Below are 19381 nucleotides of genomic sequence, written 5' to 3'. Positions count from 1 at the left end.
AAGCCATCCTGATGATGAGGTAAGCAGAATATGTCGGAACCCTCTCCGCCTGGCCTTCCCGCTCCGGGCCAGGATCTCATGCGGCAGGCGCTTCAAGCCTATGTCGATCGCATCAATGCTGGCGACAAGGACGGCGTCCTTGCGCTGTTCGCCCCCGGCGCGGTGATCGAAGATCCGCTCGGATCTCCGCCCAAGACAGGCGCAGATATCGAGAGCTGGTTTGCCGACACGATCGCCTTCGACACGCACATCCGGCCGGTTGCGCCCATCAGGGGATCTCACGCCAATGCCGCCGCGCTGGTCTTCGACGTGACGTTCCAGCCGCCCGAAGGCCCTCGCCTGCTGGTCAGGTCGCTCGACGTGTGCACCTTCGATGCGGAAGGACGCATCACCAGTCTAAAAGCTTATTGGGGACCGGACGACATGGAGCCGGTTTCCTAACGAAAAAGGGGCACCTGGCCGGGCGCCCCTTCTTCCTGTCGCGTAGCGCGCTGGCGCTTATGCGCCGACCAGCTCACGCGGCGCTTCGGCCGGATATTCGGCAGGGCCACCATAGTCATAAGCGGCATTCAGCGCCTTGATGAAAGCCGGATCATTCAGCGGATCAGTCGGCGTCTCGATCTGGAAGCCGCGTGAACGGACATCCTTGATCAGCGTGTCGAACACCTGATCATAGGTGAGGTTGTCCGAGCCATCCATGTTCTTCTTGAGCTCGGCATAATCTTCGAACACTTCGGCCGACCAGTGGACGAGGAAGCGCAGTTCATCGGTATGATAACGCTCGATGACTTCGTCACCGGTCTTTACCAGCCAACCATCAGGGTTGCCCGGTTCGCCGCTGAACAAGGAGTCGAAGCCCAGACCCTTCGGCTTGCGGCGCTCGATCGGGCCGTTGGCTTCGCCGCGATGGACGAGCATCTCGTTCTGGACGAGCACGCCCCGATTATAGACAGGCGGCTGCAAGCGGGCGGGCTTTTCCAGCGGGCCCTTGGGCCAATAGGTGAAGCCGCTTTCCGGGTCATGGCTGAACCAGGTGATCACCTGTGCCATCTTGATCAGATAGTCCTGGAACAGGCCCGAGCGGCCCATGATCGAACAGAGCCAAGTGGGCGAGTTCTCATAACGCACGCCACGGAAGCTCGGCGAGTCCAGATGGCCCGGATCAGTGTTGCCGCAGGGGCCGTTCACGTTGAACAGCATCATCTGCGGCTTGGCATATTCCGCGTTCCAGTAGGACTTGGCATATTCCAGGAAGGTCGGATTGTAGAAGGTGTCCTGGATTTCCGGATACATGCAGGTCGAATAATTGGCATAGAAGCCCCGGAAGGTGGGCGTCAGGAACATGTCCAGCGACGGTTCGAACCCTTCCGGAAATCCGCCAGCGAAAGTCGCGATAAGGGACTCAGGCGTCGGGAAATGCTGGGCAATGATGAGCTTCCAAGCTCCGCTATGGACCACGTCCAGCAGCCGCCGACGCTGATCCTCCGTATACACATTGCTCAACTCGCGCGGCGGCGAAACAGGTTGCAGGAGGTCGGACAAATGCCGCTTCTGCTCATTGCTCAACATGGCTCTCGAACTCCTCTCCAAACAGCCAGGCGAATCGTCCCATTCGCCATCGATGGAACAAAGTTATCGATCTATAACTTTTTCGTCAATCCGCTTTGGTGAGTGGATGCTCATTCCCAGCGCCTGGCCATTTTGCGTCACACAAGAAGGATAATGGCACGGGATCGACAGAAGAATGGCTGGCCCCACAAGCGCGACGGTGGCACCTTCCCCACAACAAGATAGGAGAGGACAGGGCGCAATGGCTGACGCGTTGAACGGATCGAACGACAAGCGCGATATGGAAGCGCGCGCGGCAGAGCGGCTGCTCTCTGGCCAGTCCTGGGAAGATTTCTGCGATGTCCTGAAGGTTGCGGGCGGGATGATCGACCGGTTCGGTGATGACCCGTCCGATCTGGACAGGGCCGAATGGTATCGGTTCCTGACCCGCGTTGCGCGGTCAAGCTTCGAACGATTGATCGAAAATGCCGAGCCCACGCGCCCGCGCCTGCGGGACATGGTGTGGAGGCAGTCGATCAACGTGCAGACGGTCGATCAGGACCATCTGATGTGCCAGTTCGATGAAGCTCGTGACTACCGGATCATCGGCACGCGCGGCACCATACCCTATTTCGTTCTCGCCATTTTGACCGCCCCCGCGCCAGAAGATGTCGGGGCACGCGATTGGGCTCAACTTGGCCTGAACGGCCTAAAGGAATTCGACCCATCCAATCTGAAGACGACCGGGTTCCTGGGCAGTCAGCAGCTTCATGTCGAGGATGACGGGACGTTCGAGATCATCCTGTCGCAAAATGATCCGGGCGAAGGCAAGAACTGGCTGCAACTGCAGCCCGACAGCAATTGCATCCTTATCCGGCTCGTCTGGAGCGACCGGGACAGGGAAATTGCGCCTGACATGCGGATCGAGCGGATGGATGAAGCGGCGCCCGAACCACTCACCCCCGCGCTGATGGCCAATAATCTGGCGTGGGCCGGGCAGGCCGTGCTTGGCTATGCGGAGCTGGTGCGCAACTGGTGGAACGGCACTCAAGGCAACTTCGCCGCGAAGCTGAACCGGCTCGACTATAGCCGCGCGCAATATCTGTCGAATGGTGGTGTGCCCGACCGCCACGTTGCCTTTGGCGGCTGGGAAAAGAAGCTGGACGAAACGCTGGTGCTGGAGTTCGTGCCGCCTGAATGCGAATATTGGAACTTCCAGATCTGCAACATGTGGCAGGAAAATCTCGACACGTTCGAGGATGGCAATGGATGGGTAAACAACTACCGCTTCGTTGCCGAGCCTGACGGCCGCGTGCGCATCATCATCGCCGAACATGATCCAGGCCTTGGCGGGAATTGGGTGAATTCCTTCGGTCATGAAAGGGGCATCTGGGGCTTGCGGCTCGTGCGAACGGAGAGCACCGCAGAGGTCAATCTGTGGCGCTTGCCGCTCGCCCGATTGGAGGCAGAGGGGGAAGCAGCGCTTACTCCCGACGCAGCGATCCTGACCGGACAATTTGTGGATTGATGCCATGGCTGTGCGCACGCTTGACCATGTAAACATCCGCACGGCGGACGTGCCGGGCACTGCCGCCTTTTTCAAGGATGCGCTGGGCCTTCGCGCCGCCGCCGCGCCGGGCGCGGAATCCATCGACAAGGGTTGCTGGATCCATGACCCCGATGGCCGGCCGATCATCCACATCGGTCCGATCGAGGCGCGCTATCCAAGTGACGACGCATTTCCCTTCCACCCCGCACGGGGAAGTGGCGCGGTGCATCATGTCGCGTTGGAGTGCGATGATCTGCCGGTGATGCTGAGCCGTCTGACGACAGCAGGCGTGAACGTTGTGCGGAAAGATTATCCGCCTGCCAATCTCGTCCAGCTGTTCGTGGAAGAGCGGAACGGGATCATCCTTGAACTCAACTTTCGTTTGGAGCAGGCATGACGGCCGATCCGATGCTGGTCCTGTCGGGCCCACCCTTTGGGCATCTGCCGCTGCTCGATCGCCTGGCACCCGCGCGGGAAGCAGGCTTTTCCGCCATATCGTTGATGCCCGGCGATATCTGGTCGCTGGAAGCAGCCGGGATGAACGCCGTCGAGATCGGCCAGCGGATAGCAGACCATGGCCTCGCCGTCATGGAAATGGATTGCACGGCCTGCTGGTTGCCCGGCCAGCGGACTGCGGGTGACGATGTTCCCATGGCAACGCTCCTTCGATCCTTGACCCCAGATCGCGTGATCGAAGCCGCAGCGCGGATCGGATCGCCCTCCGTCACTGCCGTGGAGATGATGGGCGTCACAACATCGCTCGATGAAGCGGCGGAAGCCTTCGCATATCTGTGCGATCTTGCCGCTGAACATGGTCTGAAGGTGCATATCGAGTTCCTGCCCTTTGGCGGGATTCCCGATTTGGCGAGCGCATGGGCGATTGTTCAGGCGGCAGGACGGGTCAATGGCGGCCTGACGCTCGACAGCTGGCACTTCTTCCGCAGTGGTTCGAGCTTTGAGCTGCTGGCGCAAATTCCCGGATCGCGCATCCACACCATCCAGATCAATGATGCCCCGGCAAAGGCTGAACCCGACCTGCTGCAGGAAACGATGAGTGCCCGCCTGATCCCTGGGCAAGGCAGTTTCGACCTCCCGCGCTTCATTCGAACACTGGATCGGACGGGGACCGAAGCACCGATTTCCGTCGAGATCTTTTCGGCCTCGACCCGGTCGGCGCCGATGGCCGAAGCGATAAAATCCTGGGCGCCAGCCGCCCACGGCATCATCAGAAAGGCAAGAGAGATACAATGAATGGAGAGGAGGCGCCAATCGGCGCGGTGGTCGTGGGCACGGGGTTTGGCCTGTTCACACATGTGAGAGCGCTGCGGGAAGCAGGCTTTGACGTTCGCGCGATCATCGGGCGCAACAGGGAACGCACCGCAGAACGCGCCGCGCCACTCGGCATCCCGCTGGCGTCGGACAATCTGGAACAGGTACTCGCCGATGATCCCGCGATCCGCCTTGTGACAGTCGCAACGCCGCCGCACGCCCACTATACGCCAGTCATGCAGGCGATCGCCGCCGGTCGCCATGTGATGTGCGAAAAGCCTTTCGCGCGTGATCTGACGCAAGCGCGCGAGATGCTCCACGCGGCAAACATGGCAGGGATCGTCCATGCTCTGGGCGCGGAGTTCCGGTTCGACAGCGCGCAAGCACTGTTGCGGCGTGCGGTGCAGGACGGCCTCATCGGTGATCCGCTGATGTTCAGCCGCATCTATCAGCAACCCGGCACGGGCGAGGACGAGCCGCTTGCGGATTGGTGGACGGACGCAGCCCAGGGTGGCGGATTTCTGGGGGCGTTTGGCACGCACATGATTGATCAGGTTCGTTCGACCGTGGGCGAGATCGTCGCGGTCAATGCGATATTGCGCAAGCTTACGACCAGCCGTCCCACGATGACGTCGGACGATTATTATAATGTGCAATTCCGCACGGCGAACGGCTGCATGGGTGTGATCGAAGCGGCGATGAACTTCCCCGGCCCGTTCGTCATGGCGACGAAGGTCGCGGGAACGAAGGGTGCTGCGTGGATCCAATCCGGCAGCGCCTTTGGCGATCCCGAAGAAGTCTGGATCAAGGACGCGGACGGGGCTCGTCAGGTGCCGATGCCCGACGAACTGGTCAACCCGGCGCCCGAGCCCTTTGCTGTCAAGGAACTGATCCAGACCGAAATGGATCGTTGGCATACGCAAGGCTTCGATGTCGCGCCCTATGCCAAGCTGTTCCGCCAGATGAAGGCCAGGATCGAAGGGCGTGCGCCTCCGCTGCCTGATCCGGCGGGTGATTTTCAGGACGCAGCGGCGGGGCAGGCGGTGCTGGACGCCGCTCGCCTGTCCGCCGCGGAAGGCCGTTGGGTCGAAGTGGAGGCAGTATGACGAACCCATCCTATGATTTTTCCGGCGCGCATGTCCTCGTCACCGGCGGCACCAGCGGCATTGGCGCTGCGGCAGCGGAAGCCTATCGCGAAGCCGGTGCGAATGTGACCATCACAGGCACGCGCGGGAGCGCCAGCGAATATGATGCCGACCTGTCCGGCTATCGCTATCTGCAGATGGATATTGAGAATGGCGAGAGCATCGACGCCGTTGCCGCCAGCCTCGACCGACTGGACATATTGGTGAACAATGCCGGGATGGCGCTACCCAGCCTGGGGCTCGACGAATATGAGCCTGATGTTTTCGCGCGATCCGTCAATATGCTGCTGGTCGGCGCCTTCCGCATGGCCCGGCAAAGCGCTGACCTGCTGGCGCAAAGCAAGATCGCGGGTGGCGCTAGCATCGTCGGCATCGCATCCATGAGCAGCTATTTCGGCATCCCGATCGTGCCGGGCTATGGGGCGGCGAAGACGGGCCTGCTTGGCCTTACCCGAACGCTGGCGGTGAAGTGGGGTGAGCGCGGCATCCGCGTCAATGCCGTCGCGGCAGGGCTGACCCGCAGCCGCATGACGGAGGGCACGTTCGCGCAGGATGAGTGGATGGCGCCGACGCTTGCGAGAACGCCGCTGGGCCGCCCGGGCGAACCTGAAGACATCGCCAATGCGATCCTGTTCCTGTCGAGCCCGGGCGCTGCATGGATCACGGGCCAGACCTTGGCCGTCGACGGGGGGTATACCGTCGCGGGCTGATTATGGGCATCCGATATGAAAGGAGCCGGTCTTTGCAGACCGGCTCCTTTTCTACATCCGAGCTGCTTAGTGCAGTTCGAAATTCTCTTTGACCGGCCCGCGTGTTTGATTCCAGAGGTCCACAAGCCGCCACGGCCAGGACAGGAATACGCGGCCCTTCGAGTTATTATAGTAGCTGCTCGCCTTCGGATGGGTCCAGATCATGTTCTTCATCTGATCTTCCACCGCGCGGTTCCACTGCTCGAAAGCTTGCTGCGTCGGCTCAACGGCGCGCGCGCCACTGGCGTTGATCCAGTCGAGGCATTCGACGATGTAGTTGACCTGCGCTTCGGAGATCAGATTCTGTCCAGCCGCGTGGTTGGGCGCGCTGTTGGGGCCGACCGTCATGAAATAGTTGGGATATCCCGGCACCGTCACGCCGAGGTAGGAACGCGGATCGTCCTGCCCCCATTCGTCGCGGAGCGAACGTCCGCCCTTGCCGTGAATTTCGAGCTTGCCCATCATGTTGGCGACGTCGAAGCCGGTGGCGCAGACAATGATGTCGAACTCATACTCCTTCCCGTCCTTCGTCCGGATACCCTTGGGGGTGAAGCATTCGATCCCGCCATCTTCCAGCGTCACATTGGGCTGCTTGAGCGCATCCAGCCAGCCCGCATCGAGGATGATGCGCTTGGAGAAGATCGGGAAGTCCGGCGTCATCTTTTCCTTGAGGTCCGGCCGGTCGTGGAACTTCGCTTCCAGATGGGCCAAGGCCCACTGGCGCGCGCCTTCGTTGGCAGCCGAGACCGACGGGCTGTCCACAGGCCATTCCGGGTCCTTGACGACATTGCCGTAGAGGCCGTCCGCTGCGAACCAGTAAACACGGAAGCGGAACCATTCGCGGAAGTGCGGGATGTAGCGCAGGGCGAACTTCATGCCCGGCGACACCTCATGATTGATCTCCGGATTGTAGATCGTCCAGTAGCGCGTACGCATGAAGACGGTGAGGTCACCCACCTGATCCGCAATCGCGCCGATCAGCTGCGCGGCGCTGGCACCGGTGCCGATGATGCCGACGCGTTTGCCCTCGATCCGCACGGACGGGTCCCAGGTCGCGGTGTGCATCATCTTGCCCTGGAAGTCTTCGCGACCCGGGATATCCGGCCATTTCCAGCGGTTCACCGGGCCATGGGCGTTGATGACAGCATTGGCGCGGATTACTTCTTCCGCGCCATCCTTGCCGCGAACTGTCACGTTCCAGACGGCTTCGGCATCGTCATAGCGCAGGGCGACCACTTCGGTGTTGAAGCGGATGTTGCGGCGCAGGTCGTATTTGTCGGCGACGTGCAGCAGATATTTCTGCATGTCCACGCCCTTGGGATGATAGTGCGTCCATTCCGGCGTGATTTCAAAAGAGTAGGAATAGAAGTGGCTCGGCGTGTCGACGCCGACGCCGGGATAGCGGTTTTCATACCATGTGCCGCCGACCTCGGGATTCTTCTCAATGACGATATGCTCGTAGCCAGCCTCTTCCAGCTTGAGCGAGGCCGCGAGGCCCGTCATGCCCGCGCCGATGACCAGCACCTTGAAGCCTGCCTGCGGCGGCGTGCGGCCTTCGATTTCCTTGCGGGGCTTGGGCAGCTTGAAACCGATCTGGTCGAAGAGCAGCGGCAGGAATTCGTCGGCGACTTCCTCACCCACGCCGACGCTCATCATCCGCTGCATCAGCTGTTCGGAAGGATCATCTTCCCGCGCGGCACCCGGCGTCGTCAGGACATGCAGCAGCTTCGACCGCAATTCTTGGGCATATTCGTCCGGTATCTCGGTCCCGGGAACCGCGAATGGCGGCTTGATGTAGTTGCCGAAGATGTCCAGCATCACCGCATCGTGCGTGAGGTGCACATAAACCATCAGCAACGTGTGGATATTCGCGCTGTCCAACGCTTCCCGCAGCTCATCGCTGTCAGGCAGCGGCAAGCTGCGGTCGTGCCAATCTCTCGCTATTACCGCGGCTTCTGCATGTTCGACCATCTTTAGAACCTCTCCGACTCAAGATGTAAGTGTTTACTCACTTATGGATATTGAAGGACAATTTCGAAGTCAAGTTGGGCGTTGCCTTCCTTCATGCGCCGCCGAGGAATGTGCCGACAACCATCCTGACATGGGCTTCGATCTCCACTTCACCCGGAAGCTCGGCGTCGATCAGCAGGAAGTTGTGAACAGGCATCAGGAGCATCGACAGCAATATCTTCGCTGCTGCCGCAGGGCTATCCTTGGCGATACCAGCACGCGCGAGATGCGCGGCCAAGGGAGCGACCAGATAGTCATCCTGGCTTTGGCGGATCATCGGGCCGAATTCGGCGAACTCATGCGCTTCACGCAAGAGCAAACGTGCCATGCCTACCGTCGAGGGCCGGGTGAATTCCAGGAGCAAGGCGACGCCGAACGCGCGCAGATCGGCCTCCGGCTCCGCCGGGTCATTCAATTGCGGCAGGGGGAAACGCTCCACCCCGGCGGCTAGGCAGGCCCGAAACAGCGCCGCCTTGTCTTCATGCCAAAGGTAAAGCGTCCGCTTCGAAACACCTGCCGCTTGGGCGATCGCATCCATGGTGAGGGCGCGATAGCCCTGGCGGATAAATTCCTCTCGAGCGATCTGCAGCAAGCGGCGCTTCTTTGCGAGGGTCTGATCCGCCCGGCCCATCCGCGCAGGGGCCGGAGCTGAATCTGCCAAGGCAAGCTTTGCTTCCGGTGTCGCCATCAACCAGCCTCAGCCTTCATGCCGGACGGGGAAACGATCATAATAGAAGCTGAAGCGTTCGCGCACAGCGGCTTCATTCAGGCCGAACACGCCTTCAAGGTCGTAGATCACCTTCCCATGCTTGTTGCGCGGATTTTCGTTGAGATAGCCGAGCAGTTGGGCCTCGACCTCTGGGGTCAAATCCAGCCCCGCCAGATCATAAACCTGGCGCATCACCTGTTCCTGGTCAGCCATATATTCATGGAAGAGAATATCGGCGGACTGGTCAGGCCCCCATGCATCCCGCTGCTCGACACAGGCGCGCAGCAGCCGCTCGATCCGCTCCATCCAGAGCCGGGCCAGTGCAGGCGGATCGATGGGGTCGCGCCGGATGCGGTCGCTATAGCCGAGCATGGTGGTCAGCGATCGCAAAACGGCGATGGGATCACGATGGGTGATGACCATCGTCGCGTCGGGAAACACGGACTTGATCGCCGCCAGATTTTCCATGTGTTGCGGCGATTTCAGCAGCCAACGATTGGGGCCGCGATGCCAGGTTAGGACCTGCAGCACCTTCTTCTCATAAGCGTAGCTGGGCGTGCGGTCATGGGCGAAATAATAGTCGATCCAACGAGGGATGCGGGACTGGAACTCCCAGCTGTAGCAGTTCAAATCCATGTAGAGCAGTTCATTGTCTTCATGGATCGATGCAGCATCCATGCCGTGCATCGCCGCCATGTGAGGCAGGACTGCTTCGAATGCGCTCCAAAGTTCCGCACTGCGGGTGATGCGCGGGTCTACCTCGCCGGGCGCAAGATCGCGCAGCTGCACAGGCTCCTCGGCCTCCCAGAGCGTCAGCGAACGCAACCGCTCGTCACGTGCGAGCCAGTTCACCAGATGGGTCGTCCCCGAACGCGGCAATCCCGCGATGAAGAGCGGACGGTCGATCTCTATGTCGAGAATTTCCGGATGCCGCTTGACGATGTCCTCGATGCGCAGGCGGTTCACCATCACCCGGACGAGATGGTCGAGCAAGGTGATGCGGCCTCCGCGAGTCAGGCCTTCATCCTCATCCCACGCCTGAAGCGTCACCGCCATGCGTTCGCGGAAACTTTGATCCTCGCCGAAATCATCAAGGCCGCCTGAATTCGCGATGGCCTGGGCCAAAACTTCATCGACCGTCATGTGAGCCGGACGGTCTGCAGGACCTTGGCGGGCTGCCTCCAACATCGGCGTGATGACCGGGTTCGCCATATCGTTGATATGGATTTCCTGCGGCTCCGGCAGCGTGGTTCCGTTCATTGTTGATCCTTTATTGCGTGGCTGAGCCAGCTTCATGCAGTTTGGGGGAAAGTGACGATGACTTTCGCGGAGGCATCCGTGTCCGCAGCGATGCGGAACGCCTCATCCAGTTGGGCGAACTCTACCCGATGGCTGATCAGCGGGTCGACGTCGATATCCCCGCTGGCCAGCATCTGGAGGCATTCGTTGAATTCGTCCTCCCGGTCGGTCGCGATCGATCCGGAAATGCTGAACTCATTGGCCATCATCTTCCACAAATTGATCGGCATCAGCTTTTTATGGAGGGCGACGATCACGATCCTCGCCCGGAATTTGGCCACGTCCAGCAGTTCGGCCAGCGGCGGTTGCGCTCCTGCCGCATCGATGATCACATCGCTGCCGACATATGGCATGCCGAACCTTTCGCCTGTGCTATGCGCCTTCCCCACGGCTTCGATCAGCGGCTCGCGCGAGGGGTTGACCATGACGGCAGCACCGAGCTGACGAGCTCGTTCCAGTCGGGCGTCGGACAGATCAGCGACGAGAATGTCTTCCACGCCGCGATGGCGAAGGCAGATGATGGTGCATAGGCCGATCGGACCTGCGCCGAGTATCACCACCTTTTCACCCGGCTGCACCCGGCCGATGTTCACACCATGCAGGCCGACCGACAGGGGCTCTGCCAAGGCGGCCTTTTCAAGCGGCAAGCTATCGGGGATGGGGCAGATGTCGGCTCCGGCACGCGCATCCGGAATGAGGATGAACGGCGCGAAGCCCCCGGCCGGCCCTCCGCCGCCTATCAGCCCCGCGTCCGGATTGACGGCGCAGCGCTGTCCGGGCCGGATACCGCTGACCTGCTCCCCCACCTTCTCGACAACGCCTGCAAACTCATGCCCGATCGGCAGTGGATCGATGAGCGGCGCGCCCCCGCCCAGGCCACCGGCCGCGACATATCCCAGATCACTGCCGCATACGCCCGTCGCGCTGATGCGCACCAGCACGTCGCGGGGGCCGACTTCGGGGACGGGAACCTGATCCACGCGCATGTCGCCCACGCCATGTACGCGCGCCAAGGGCATGGTTGCGGCATATTGCTGGCCCAGGCTTAAGCCCGGCCCATCGGACTCGCTCATTAGGTCCTCTCCTTTTTGTCGTTAGGTTGATTTGGTAAACCAATCAGTTTCCGAGTCAAGGAGCTGAGAGGATTTCGTCAATTGGACACGAACAAAAACTGCCCCGCGCTTCATCAGCGCGGAGCAGCATCTTCATCGTTGAGGGAGTGTGGGATCAGCCGATTTTTGCGGAGACCAGGAAGGGCCGGAGATAGGCTTCCATCCCTTCGCTGCCGCCTTCGGAACCCATGCCGCTGTCGCCAACGCCGCCGAAGGGCGTTTCCGGCATGGCCATCGCAAAGTGATTGAGGCCCAGCATGCCAGCATGGATGTTTTGGGAGATCTTGCGCTCAGTGCTCATGCTGTTGGTGAATGCGTAAGAGGCCAAGCCATAAGGAAGGCGGTTCGCTTCGGTCAACGCGGCGTCGATGTCGTCGACTGGCATCACCAGCATGAGAGGACCGAAGGGCTCCTCATTCATGGCGTCCATTTCAGGGGTCATGCCCGACAGGACGGTGGGCTGGAAGAAATAGCCGCGATTGCCGATGCGCGACCCACCCGTTTCAATTCTGGCACCGCGCTGCACCGCATCTGCCGCCAGTGCCTCGATCTTCGAGAGCTGGCCTGCGGTCGTGAGCGGGCCCATCTGCGTGTCCGTGTCCAGGCCATCGCCGACGCGCAGCTTGCCAGCGGCTTCGGTCACGCCTGCGACGAAATCGGCGTAGAGCGGCTTTTCCACCAGGAAGCGGGTCGGCGACACGCATACTTGCCCGGCGTTGCGGAACTTGAATTCGGTAGCGAGGGGGACGACCGTCGAAAGATCCGCGTCCCGCGCGACGATGACGGGATTGTGCCCGCCCAGTTCCATCGTCACCTTCTTGAGATGCTGTCCGGCCGCGCTCGCCAGCAGGCGGCCGACGCGGGTCGATCCCGTCAGCGTCACCTTGTGAATTTCCGGAGCCGCGCAAAGCGTGGACGAGATCGCGGCAGGATCACCCCAGATCACGCTGATGGCGCGCGGCGGAAGACCCGCTGCCAACAGCGCCCGGCCGATCCGCCAGCCTGAGCCTGGCGTTTCCTCGGCGCATTTGAGCACGACGGAACATCCCGCCGCCAGCGCGGGCGCGACCTTCTGCATCACCGTCCAGGCCGGGAAATTCCAGGGCGTGAAGGCAGCAACAGACCCCACAGGACGGCGCTCCACCGCCCAGCGCATGTCGCTGGCGCGGGTCGGGATCAGACGTCCATAGGCGCGGCGGCCTTCTTCCGCATACCAGTCGAGCAGGTCTGCCGACGCCAGCCATTCACCGCGCGCCTGCGCCAGCGGTTTGCCGCCTTCACGTGTCATTTCTGCAGCGGCCTCATCGGCCTCGCCGCGCATCAGGTCAGCGGCGCGGCGCAGGACCTTGCTGCGTTCGAAGGGGGAGATGGCCGACCATTGGGCAAAGCCGTCCACCGACAGCCGCGCCGCCTCTGCCGCTTCCTCAGCGCCGCAGGATGGCAGTGTGGCGATCAGTTCTTCGGTGGCCGGGTTGACCAATTGTATCGTGCCAAGGGACCCCTGACTGCGTTCCTGACCATCGATGATGGGGCGGGGCGTCGAATTGGTCATGCGCAGGGTCCTCCAGCTCTTGGATGCGCCGCAAAGCTCATGCCTTGACGATCAGCGGCGCATGGGTTGGCGGCCTCTTACCCTTCCTGATCAGCAGGGGAAAGGCCCGGCCGCCAGTGAATGGCGCGGTTCAGGCGCCCCGAATGAAATCAGCGGTCGGCGATGCGGCGGCAGCCAGCCGCAATTCACCCAACAGGCCCGCCCAATAGCTTTCCGACCCGTCAGCCAGACGCCAGCCATGCAGGCGGCGGGTGAGCAGTTGCAGGTCATATTCCTCGCTGATGCCGATTGCGCCATGAACGGCATGCGCAATTGCGGCAACCTGCCCCGCTGCCAGGCTGGCGCCATGCTTGGCGATCGCGGCGTCGGCAGGCTTCGGCTGAAGTCCCGAGCGCGCGCCGATCGCGGCGGCGATGCGGGCGGCGACGGCCTGTTCGGCCAGAACGGACAGTTGCTGCTGCACCGCCTGCTGCTTGCCGATTGGCTTGCCAAACTGCACCCGCTCATTGGCATAGGCGACGGTCATTTCCATGACCCGGCCAGCGGCGCCGGATATGAGCTGCGCCCGCAGCACCGCCGCGATGGGACGCAATGCCGCGCCGTTGAGCCCGGCCACATGAGCGTCGACGTCATGGGGGACGCCAGTCGCTTCGATCTTTGCCGCGGTGAGCACCGGCGCGTCTGCTGTGCCGGAAAGGATGTGCGAGGCGACGGCGGCAAAGGGGACTGCCCCCGCACCGGTAGCGATCGCGATCGGACCTTCGGGCGCTTCAACGCCAGCGGCGGCGAGCAGCGCGCGGGCGATCATGGTATCGCCGACCGGCAACGGCACGGCATGACGGCCAAGCAGGGCGATCAAGGGCGCGGCGTCTTCCAAGGAGAGCCCTGCCCCGCCAAACTCTTCGGCGACGAGCGCGTCGAGAAAGCCGGATTCGACAAAGGCATTCCACATCGCGCTGCTGTCGCCGCCCTGCTCGATCTCACGGATCGCGGCAGGAGTGCAGATATCCTCGATCAGGCGGGCGAAGGGATCGATCAGTTCGGACATGTCCATGAAGTGGCTCCCTTCAGCGCAGGCCAAGGCCGCGGGCGATGATGCCGCGCAGAATTTCGCGCGTGCCACCGCGCAGCGAGAAACTGGGCGCGATATGGGTGACGTAAAGCAAAGTGCGGTAGAGTTCGGGATCGACCGGCTCGTCGGGGTTGGCCGCCAGATCATCGCCGATCAGCTGCGGCACGGCCTGTTCGAAGCTGGTGCCGAGATCCTTCATCAGCGACGCTTCGACCACCGGGCTTTCACCCGCGACCAGCCGCGCGGTCACGGCCAGCGACATTTCACGCAGAACCGCCTGCTGCGCCATCAGCGAGCCGACGAGGCGCAGCGTAGCGCTGTCCTTGCGACCGACCGCTTCGAGATGGCGGACCCAGGCGTCGATCAGCACGACCGACGAATAGATGCGCTCTGGCCCGCTGCGTTCGAAGGCGAGTTCGGCGGTGACCTGCTTCCACCCCTGCCCTTCCGCGCCGATCAGCGCGTCGGGAGCGAGGCGAACATCCTCGAAGAAGACTTCGGCGAAATGCGCGTCGCCGGTGAGATCGACGATCGGACGGATGCTGACGCCCGGCGCCTTCAGGTCGACGATCAGCTGCGACAGGCCCTGCTGCCGGTCAGCGCTGGTGCCCGATGTGCGGACCAGAGCGATCATGTAATCGCTGTGCATCGCGTTCGTGGTCCAGATCTTCTGGCCATTGAGCAACCAGCCGCCGTCCGCCTGCTGCTCGGCGCGGCTGCGGACGCTGGCGAGGTCGGAACCGGAGCCCGGTTCGCTCATGCCGATGCAGAAAAGCGCTTCACCCTTCGAAATGCGGGGCAGGTAGAAGCGGCGCTGCTCCTCCGTGCCGTAGTGCAGGATCAGCGGGCCGCTCTGGCGGTCGGCGATCCAATGCCCGGCGACCGGAGCGCCTGCGGAGAGCAGTTCCTCGACGACGACGAAGCGGGTGAAGGGACCACGGCCGACGCCGCCATATTCCTTGGGTAGCGAAAGGCCGAGATAGCCGGCCTGCCCCAGCTTGCGGCTGAAGGCGGCGTCGAAGCCCTGCCAGGATCGGGCGCGGCGGTGAACCGGCAGTTCGGCGATCGCTTCCTGAATGAGCGCGCGGAGGGCTGGGCGGATTGCCTCATCCTCAGGCGGGAGGGCGGAAAGGGTCAGTGTTTCGAACAAGCCGGCCTCGTGAAACCGTGAAGGAAGTGGCGATTAAATCGCGTTTTGTGAAATGATAGTCCAATATCGAATTGGGGTTATTCGATATTCAATGACTATCGGAAGCAATCGCGGCGAAATTCTTGGCGAGCGGGCTGGCAGCATCACGGGGGAGCGCAACGCCGGTGAGGACGGGCACCTTTGTCGCCAGGCGGACGAGGCGGACGCCTTGGGGGACCGAGCCCGCGGCGCGCGACGGGACCAGCGCGACGCCAAGGCCGGAGCGGACGAGGGCAAGCACGGCGCTCAATTGCGCGGCTTCCTGCGCGACGATCGGCATGAAGCCCGCCTTTTGACAGGCGGTCAGCGTGATCGAATGCAGCACGCTGATGCGGCTTTGCAGGATGAAGGGCTGCTCCGCCAGGTCGCCAAGCTCCACGCCGTCCGCACCGGCAAAGGGACTGCCCTCCGGCAAGGCGGCGTGCAGTTCGTCGGGGTCGATGACCTGCGTGTCAACAGCCGCGATCTGAAGCAGCGGCAAGCGCACAAGGCCGACATCCAGCTCGGCGGCGGCAAGCTTTCGCGCGATTTCTGCGCTGGTCGCTTCCTCCAGCACCAGTTCGACGGCGGGATAGCGGTGGCGATACTCGGCAATGAGGCGGGGGAGCAGTTCGAAGGTCGCCGACCCGACGAAGCCGACGCGCAACCGCCCCCGCTCCCCGGCAGCGCCTTCACGTGCCGCCTCCCGAAAACGATCCGCCTGCGCCAGCGTCGCGCGGGCCATGTCGAGCGAGGCGCGGCCCGCCGCCGTCAAGGAAACGCCGCGCGCGCTCCGCACGAACAGGGCCGCGCCCAATTCCTCCTCCAGCTTGCGGATGGCGACGGTCAGCGGCGGCTGCGACATGTTGAGCCGTTCCGCCGCGCGGTGAAAATTGCCGGTTTCGGCAAGCATGACGAAATAGCGGAGCTGGCGCAGTTCCATGATAGCTTTCATATATCGAACAGTCGAAAATCAATATTAGCTTGGGAGTAAGCGAGCGCCTAGCGTCGCCGCGAACTTTTCATATCTGGATTGGGAGAGTCCCGCTTGGATCCGTTCCTTCTCGTCGAGCGCGATGGCCCCGTGGTCGTCGCCCGCTTCAACCGCCCCGATGAACGCAACACGATCACCGAGGTCGAGCAGAGCGAGGAGATCGTCGATTTCTGCCGCAGCATGGTGCGCGACACGTCAGTGCGCGCGATCGTCCTTACCGGCAATGGCAAGGCGTTCAGCGCGGGTGGCAATGTCAAATATATGGCCGAGCGATCCGGCATGTTCGGCGGCACGCCTTATGAAATCCGCAACGCCTATCGCACCAGCGTGCAGATGATCGGACCGGCGATCCATGAGCTGGAAGTGCCGATCATCGCGGCGATCAACGGGCCCGCAATCGGCCTAGGCCTCGACATGGCGTGCATGTGCGACATTCGCCTGATGGCCGACAGCGCCGTGGTGGCGGAGAGCTATGTGAAGCTCGGCATCATTCCGGGCGGCGGCGGCGGCTGGCTGTTGCCACGCCTGATCGGGCCGCAGCGCGCCAATTTGATGACGCTGACCGGCGATGCGATCAATGCGGCAACGGCGCTGGAATATGGGCTGGTCGCCGAAGTCCTGCCTGCCGACAAGTTGATGGACCGCGCGCTGGAATTGGCGGGCAAGATCGCCGCGAATCCGGGTCATGCGACGCGCATGGCAAAGCGGCTGATGCGCGAAGGCGCGGACATGAAATTGCCGACGCTGCTTGAATTGGCGGCGGGGTATCAGTCGCTCGCCCATTATACCGAAGACCATCATGAAGCGATCGCCGCCTTCCTTGGCAAGCGCGCGCCGGAGTTCAAGAACAAGTGACCGAGCAAAAGACAGCCACTGGCCCCTTGGCGGGGATGAAGGTCCTGGACCTTTCGCGCGTGCTGGCGGGGCCCTGGACCACGCAGATATTGGGCGATCTGGGCGCGGACGTGATCAAGATCGAACAGCCCGGCCAGGGTGACGATACAAGGCGCTGGGGCCCTCCATTCCTGGACGATGGATCGAAGGACGCGGCCTATTATCTCTGCGCGAACCGCAACAAGCAGTCGGTCGCCATCAACCTGGCCGATCCGCGCGGCGCGGACCTGATCCGGCAGATCGCACTGGGCGCCGACATCGTCGTCGAGAATTTCCGCGTCGGCGGGCTCACCAAATATGGGCTGGATTATGCGTCGCTGTCGGCCATCAACCCGAAGCTCATCTATTGTTCGATCACCGGATTTGGTCAGGACGGGCCATATAAGGATCGCGGCGGTTACGACTTCCTGATCCAGGGGATGAGCGGCCTGATGTCGATCACCGGCCGTCCCGATGACGAGGCAGGCGGCGGGCCGATGAAGGTAGGCATCCCGATCAGCGACCTTGTGACCGGTCTTTATTCAGCGATCTCGATCCTCGCCGCGCTCGCCCATCGCGACCGTACGGGGGAAGGGCAGCATATCGACATGGCGCTGCTCGACACGCAGGTGGCGCTGCTCGCCAATCAGGCGTCCAACTATATGAACGGGGGGATGATCCCCCGGCGGCTGGGCAATGAGCATCCCAATACCGTGCCTTATCAGGATTTCTCCTGCTCCGACGGGGACATATTGGTTGCGCTGGGCAATGACCGGCAGTTCCGCAGCTTCTGCGAACTGATCGGCCGCCCGGACCTGCCTGATGATCCCCGCTTCGTCGACAATGGCAACCGGTCGCCCAATCGCAAGGCATTGCAGGATGAGATGGGACCGGCCATCGCCAAGTGGAAATCGGACGACCTGATCGCCGCGATGGAAGCCGCCAAGCTGCCCGGCGGGCGCGTCAACGAAATCCCCGACATATTGGCGGACGAGCATATCGCCGCGCGTGGCGTCATCAAGGACATGGTTCGGTCGGACGGCACGCCGGTCAAGGTGCTGGGCTATCCGGGCCAGTTTTCAAAGACGCCCGCCGATTACCGCCGCGCCCCGCCCCGTTCGGGCGAGGACACGCGCGATGTGCTGAGCGATGTGCTGGGATTGTCCGAAGGACAGATCGCGGCGCTTGTGGAAGCGGGGGTTATCGCCGAAAAGCTGCATTAAGTTTTTTCACGCGGAGGCGCGGAGACGCGGAGGGGGAATCGAGGAAGCGAAGCTTATATCAGGCAGGCTTCCCCCCTTATGCCGAAGGTTGAGAGCGCCTGCGGCGCCTTTATCATCCCTCCGCGTCTCTGCGTCTCCGCGTGAATAAAATCGAAATTCATCATGGCCAAGCCAAGGGCCAAATGTTGAGAGGAAGATAGAATGACCACCAAGATCGGCTTCATCGGACTGGGCGCCATGGGCCTGCCCATGTCATCGAACCTTCAGCGCAAGGGCTTTGCCGTAACGGTGTTCGACATCGATGCGGACAAGATGGACAAGGTTGCCGCGCTCGGCGCCGCCAAGGCCGCGAGCATTGCCGAAGCGGTGCGGGGGCAGGATATCGTCTTCACCGTTCTGCCCGCGACCCAGCATGTCGAGGCGGTGGTGCTGGGCGAAGATGGCGTGCTGGCGCATATCGATGCAGGCACGCTGCTGGTCGATCTGTCCACGATCGACACCAAGGGCACCGATCGCGTCATCGCGGCCTGCCGTGACAAGGGTATCGCCTTCATCGATTCGCCGATCGGCCGCCTGTCCTTCCACGCCGAACGCGGGGAGTCGCTGTTCATGGTCGGCGCGGAAGATGCGGACTTCGCACGCGTCGAACCAGCGCTGAACGCGATGGGCACGGATATCTTCCGCTGCGGCAAGCCCGGCATGGGCACCCGCATGAAGATCATCAACAACCTGATGCTGCTGTCGACCGCACAGATCGATGCGGAATGCATCGCGCTCGGCACCAAGCTCGGCCTCGACATCCAGACGATCCATGACGTGACCGGCGGCACCACTGCCCGCAACGGATCATTGCATGTGCTGATGGCGAACAAGGTGCTGAAGGGTGACATGGAGCCCGGCTTCACCATCGACTTGGCCTTCAAGGACCTGACGCTGGCGATGAACGCGGCGGCGGAAAACCGCGTCGGCCTGCCCATGGGCGCGGCGGCGCATGCGGCGTTCGGCGGCGCTCGGGCGACGGATTATGCGAGCAAGGACTATTCGGCACTGCTCGACTATGCCTGCCGCAATGCAGGCGTTGAAACCCCACGCATGGATTGACCCGGCAA

At 62.4% G+C, this 19381-nt stretch carries 18 protein-coding genes; 9 read left to right on the top strand and 9 right to left on the bottom strand.

Annotated features, from left to right (window positions below):
* Positions 1 to 78 precede the first annotated feature (78 nt).
* Entirely contained in the window at positions 79 to 441 is a 363-nt protein-coding gene (locus ACYU8T_RS16595) for a nuclear transport factor 2 family protein (RefSeq protein ID WP_461160351.1), read from the top strand.
* Positions 442 to 498: 57 nt separating this feature from the next.
* On the opposite strand, the gene ACYU8T_RS16590 is transcribed toward ACYU8T_RS16595, so the two are convergent.
* The gene (locus ACYU8T_RS16590; RefSeq protein WP_097092975.1) at positions 499 to 1569 is read right to left on the bottom strand and encodes a hypothetical protein; all 1071 of its coding nucleotides are present in this window, start codon (positions 1567 to 1569) and stop codon (positions 499 to 501) included.
* Positions 1570 to 1810: 241 nt separating this feature from the next.
* Between ACYU8T_RS16590 and ACYU8T_RS16585 the strand changes: the two genes are divergently transcribed.
* The 5 genes from ACYU8T_RS16585 to ACYU8T_RS16565 are packed head-to-tail and all read left to right on the top strand — an operon-like array spanning position 1811 to position 6221.
* On the top strand, positions 1811 to 3076 hold the full coding sequence (locus tag ACYU8T_RS16585) for a DUF1214 domain-containing protein (protein WP_461160350.1): 1266 nt from the start codon (positions 1811 to 1813) through the stop codon (positions 3074 to 3076).
* Positions 3077 to 3080: 4 nt separating this feature from the next.
* Positions 3081 to 3494, top strand: coding sequence for a VOC family protein (locus ACYU8T_RS16580; RefSeq protein WP_461160349.1), 414 nt, complete (start codon positions 3081 to 3083; stop codon positions 3492 to 3494).
* Positions 3491 to 4348 carry a sugar phosphate isomerase/epimerase family protein gene (locus ACYU8T_RS16575; protein ID WP_461160348.1) on the top strand — a complete coding sequence of 286 codons (858 nt, stop codon included), beginning with the start codon at positions 3491 to 3493 and terminating at the stop codon, positions 4346 to 4348. The genes ACYU8T_RS16580 and ACYU8T_RS16575 overlap by 4 nt, the downstream gene beginning before the upstream one ends.
* Positions 4345 to 5472, top strand: coding sequence for a Gfo/Idh/MocA family protein (locus ACYU8T_RS16570; protein WP_461160347.1), 1128 nt, complete (start codon positions 4345 to 4347; stop codon positions 5470 to 5472). Before ACYU8T_RS16575 ends, ACYU8T_RS16570 begins: the two co-directional genes overlap by 4 nt.
* Entirely contained in the window at positions 5469 to 6221 is a 753-nt protein-coding gene (locus tag ACYU8T_RS16565) for an SDR family NAD(P)-dependent oxidoreductase (RefSeq protein WP_461160346.1), read from the top strand. Before ACYU8T_RS16570 ends, ACYU8T_RS16565 begins: the two co-directional genes overlap by 4 nt.
* A gap of 66 nt (positions 6222 to 6287) precedes the next feature.
* On the opposite strand, the gene ACYU8T_RS16560 is transcribed toward ACYU8T_RS16565, so the two are convergent.
* From ACYU8T_RS16560 to ACYU8T_RS16525, 8 genes are all read right to left on the bottom strand, one after another.
* Positions 6288 to 8231 (bottom strand): flavin-containing monooxygenase, encoded by a 1944-nt coding sequence (locus ACYU8T_RS16560; RefSeq protein ID WP_461160345.1) that lies wholly within the window; start codon positions 8229 to 8231, stop codon positions 6288 to 6290.
* 91 nt (positions 8232 to 8322) lie between these two features.
* Positions 8323 to 8958, bottom strand: coding sequence for a TetR/AcrR family transcriptional regulator (locus tag ACYU8T_RS16555; RefSeq protein ID WP_461160344.1), 636 nt, complete (start codon positions 8956 to 8958; stop codon positions 8323 to 8325).
* A gap of 9 nt (positions 8959 to 8967) precedes the next feature.
* On the bottom strand, positions 8968 to 10239 hold the full coding sequence (locus ACYU8T_RS16550) for a sulfotransferase family protein (protein ID WP_461160343.1): 1272 nt from the start codon (positions 10237 to 10239) through the stop codon (positions 8968 to 8970).
* 32 nt (positions 10240 to 10271) lie between these two features.
* Positions 10272 to 11351 carry a zinc-dependent alcohol dehydrogenase gene (locus tag ACYU8T_RS16545; protein WP_461160342.1) on the bottom strand — a complete coding sequence of 360 codons (1080 nt, stop codon included), beginning with the start codon at positions 11349 to 11351 and terminating at the stop codon, positions 10272 to 10274.
* 154 nt (positions 11352 to 11505) lie between these two features.
* Positions 11506 to 12942, bottom strand: coding sequence for an NAD-dependent succinate-semialdehyde dehydrogenase (locus tag ACYU8T_RS16540; protein ID WP_461160341.1), 1437 nt, complete (start codon positions 12940 to 12942; stop codon positions 11506 to 11508).
* Between the two features lie 130 nt (positions 12943 to 13072).
* Positions 13073 to 13996, bottom strand: a complete 924-nt coding sequence (locus tag ACYU8T_RS16535) for an acyl-CoA dehydrogenase family protein (protein WP_461160340.1) — start codon at positions 13994 to 13996, stop codon at positions 13073 to 13075.
* Positions 13997 to 14009: 13 nt separating this feature from the next.
* A complete protein-coding gene (locus tag ACYU8T_RS16530) occupies positions 14010 to 15164 on the bottom strand; it encodes an acyl-CoA dehydrogenase family protein (RefSeq protein ID WP_201516327.1) in 1155 nt (384 codons plus the stop codon).
* Positions 15165 to 15252: 88 nt separating this feature from the next.
* Positions 15253 to 16137 (bottom strand): LysR family transcriptional regulator, encoded by an 885-nt coding sequence (locus ACYU8T_RS16525; protein WP_461160339.1) that lies wholly within the window; start codon positions 16135 to 16137, stop codon positions 15253 to 15255.
* A gap of 93 nt (positions 16138 to 16230) precedes the next feature.
* On the opposite strand from ACYU8T_RS16525, the gene ACYU8T_RS16520 reads away from it, so the two are divergent.
* From ACYU8T_RS16520 to ACYU8T_RS16510, 3 genes are all read left to right on the top strand, one after another.
* A complete protein-coding gene (locus tag ACYU8T_RS16520) occupies positions 16231 to 17031 on the top strand; it encodes a crotonase/enoyl-CoA hydratase family protein (RefSeq protein WP_461160338.1) in 801 nt (266 codons plus the stop codon).
* A 35-nt stretch (positions 17032 to 17066) separates the two neighbouring features.
* The gene (locus ACYU8T_RS16515) at positions 17067 to 18272 is read left to right on the top strand and encodes a CaiB/BaiF CoA transferase family protein (RefSeq protein ID WP_201516384.1); all 1206 of its coding nucleotides are present in this window, start codon (positions 17067 to 17069) and stop codon (positions 18270 to 18272) included.
* 201 nt (positions 18273 to 18473) lie between these two features.
* Positions 18474 to 19373, top strand: coding sequence for an NAD(P)-dependent oxidoreductase (locus ACYU8T_RS16510; RefSeq protein WP_201516329.1), 900 nt, complete (start codon positions 18474 to 18476; stop codon positions 19371 to 19373).
* Positions 19374 to 19381 lie beyond the last annotated feature (8 nt).

The sequence above is a fragment of the Sphingobium sp. TomMM35A genome, from assembly GCF_054771735.1.
This window is presented reverse-complemented; position numbering and strand designations above follow the sequence as displayed.

Excerpts from the sequence above, each read along its gene's own strand:
- ACYU8T_RS16590 (WP_097092975.1), bottom strand. The coding sequence starts at position 1,569 with ATGTTGAGCAATGAGCAGAAGCGGCATTTGTCCGACCTCCTGCAACCT.
- ACYU8T_RS16595 (WP_461160351.1), top strand. The coding sequence starts at position 79 with ATGCGGCAGGCGCTTCAAGCCTATGTCGATCGCATCAATGCTGGCGAC.
- ACYU8T_RS16575 (WP_461160348.1), top strand. The coding sequence starts at position 3,491 with ATGACGGCCGATCCGATGCTGGTCCTGTCGGGCCCACCCTTTGGGCAT.
- ACYU8T_RS16580 (WP_461160349.1), top strand. The coding sequence starts at position 3,081 with ATGGCTGTGCGCACGCTTGACCATGTAAACATCCGCACGGCGGACGTG.
- ACYU8T_RS16525 (WP_461160339.1), bottom strand. The coding sequence starts at position 16,137 with ATGAAAGCTATCATGGAACTGCGCCAGCTCCGCTATTTCGTCATGCTT.
- ACYU8T_RS16560 (WP_461160345.1), bottom strand. The coding sequence starts at position 8,231 with ATGGTCGAACATGCAGAAGCCGCGGTAATAGCGAGAGATTGGCACGAC.
- ACYU8T_RS16540 (WP_461160341.1), bottom strand. The coding sequence starts at position 12,942 with ATGACCAATTCGACGCCCCGCCCCATCATCGATGGTCAGGAACGCAGT.
- ACYU8T_RS16565 (WP_461160346.1), top strand. The coding sequence starts at position 5,469 with ATGACGAACCCATCCTATGATTTTTCCGGCGCGCATGTCCTCGTCACC.
- ACYU8T_RS16585 (WP_461160350.1), top strand. The coding sequence starts at position 1,811 with ATGGCTGACGCGTTGAACGGATCGAACGACAAGCGCGATATGGAAGCG.
- ACYU8T_RS16570 (WP_461160347.1), top strand. The coding sequence starts at position 4,345 with ATGAATGGAGAGGAGGCGCCAATCGGCGCGGTGGTCGTGGGCACGGGG.
- ACYU8T_RS16550 (WP_461160343.1), bottom strand. The coding sequence starts at position 10,239 with ATGAACGGAACCACGCTGCCGGAGCCGCAGGAAATCCATATCAACGAT.
- ACYU8T_RS16510 (WP_201516329.1), top strand. The coding sequence starts at position 18,474 with ATGACCACCAAGATCGGCTTCATCGGACTGGGCGCCATGGGCCTGCCC.
- ACYU8T_RS16515 (WP_201516384.1), top strand. The coding sequence starts at position 17,067 with ATGAAGGTCCTGGACCTTTCGCGCGTGCTGGCGGGGCCCTGGACCACG.
- ACYU8T_RS16545 (WP_461160342.1), bottom strand. The coding sequence starts at position 11,351 with ATGAGCGAGTCCGATGGGCCGGGCTTAAGCCTGGGCCAGCAATATGCC.
- ACYU8T_RS16535 (WP_461160340.1), bottom strand. The coding sequence starts at position 13,996 with ATGGACATGTCCGAACTGATCGATCCCTTCGCCCGCCTGATCGAGGAT.
- ACYU8T_RS16555 (WP_461160344.1), bottom strand. The coding sequence starts at position 8,958 with ATGGCGACACCGGAAGCAAAGCTTGCCTTGGCAGATTCAGCTCCGGCC.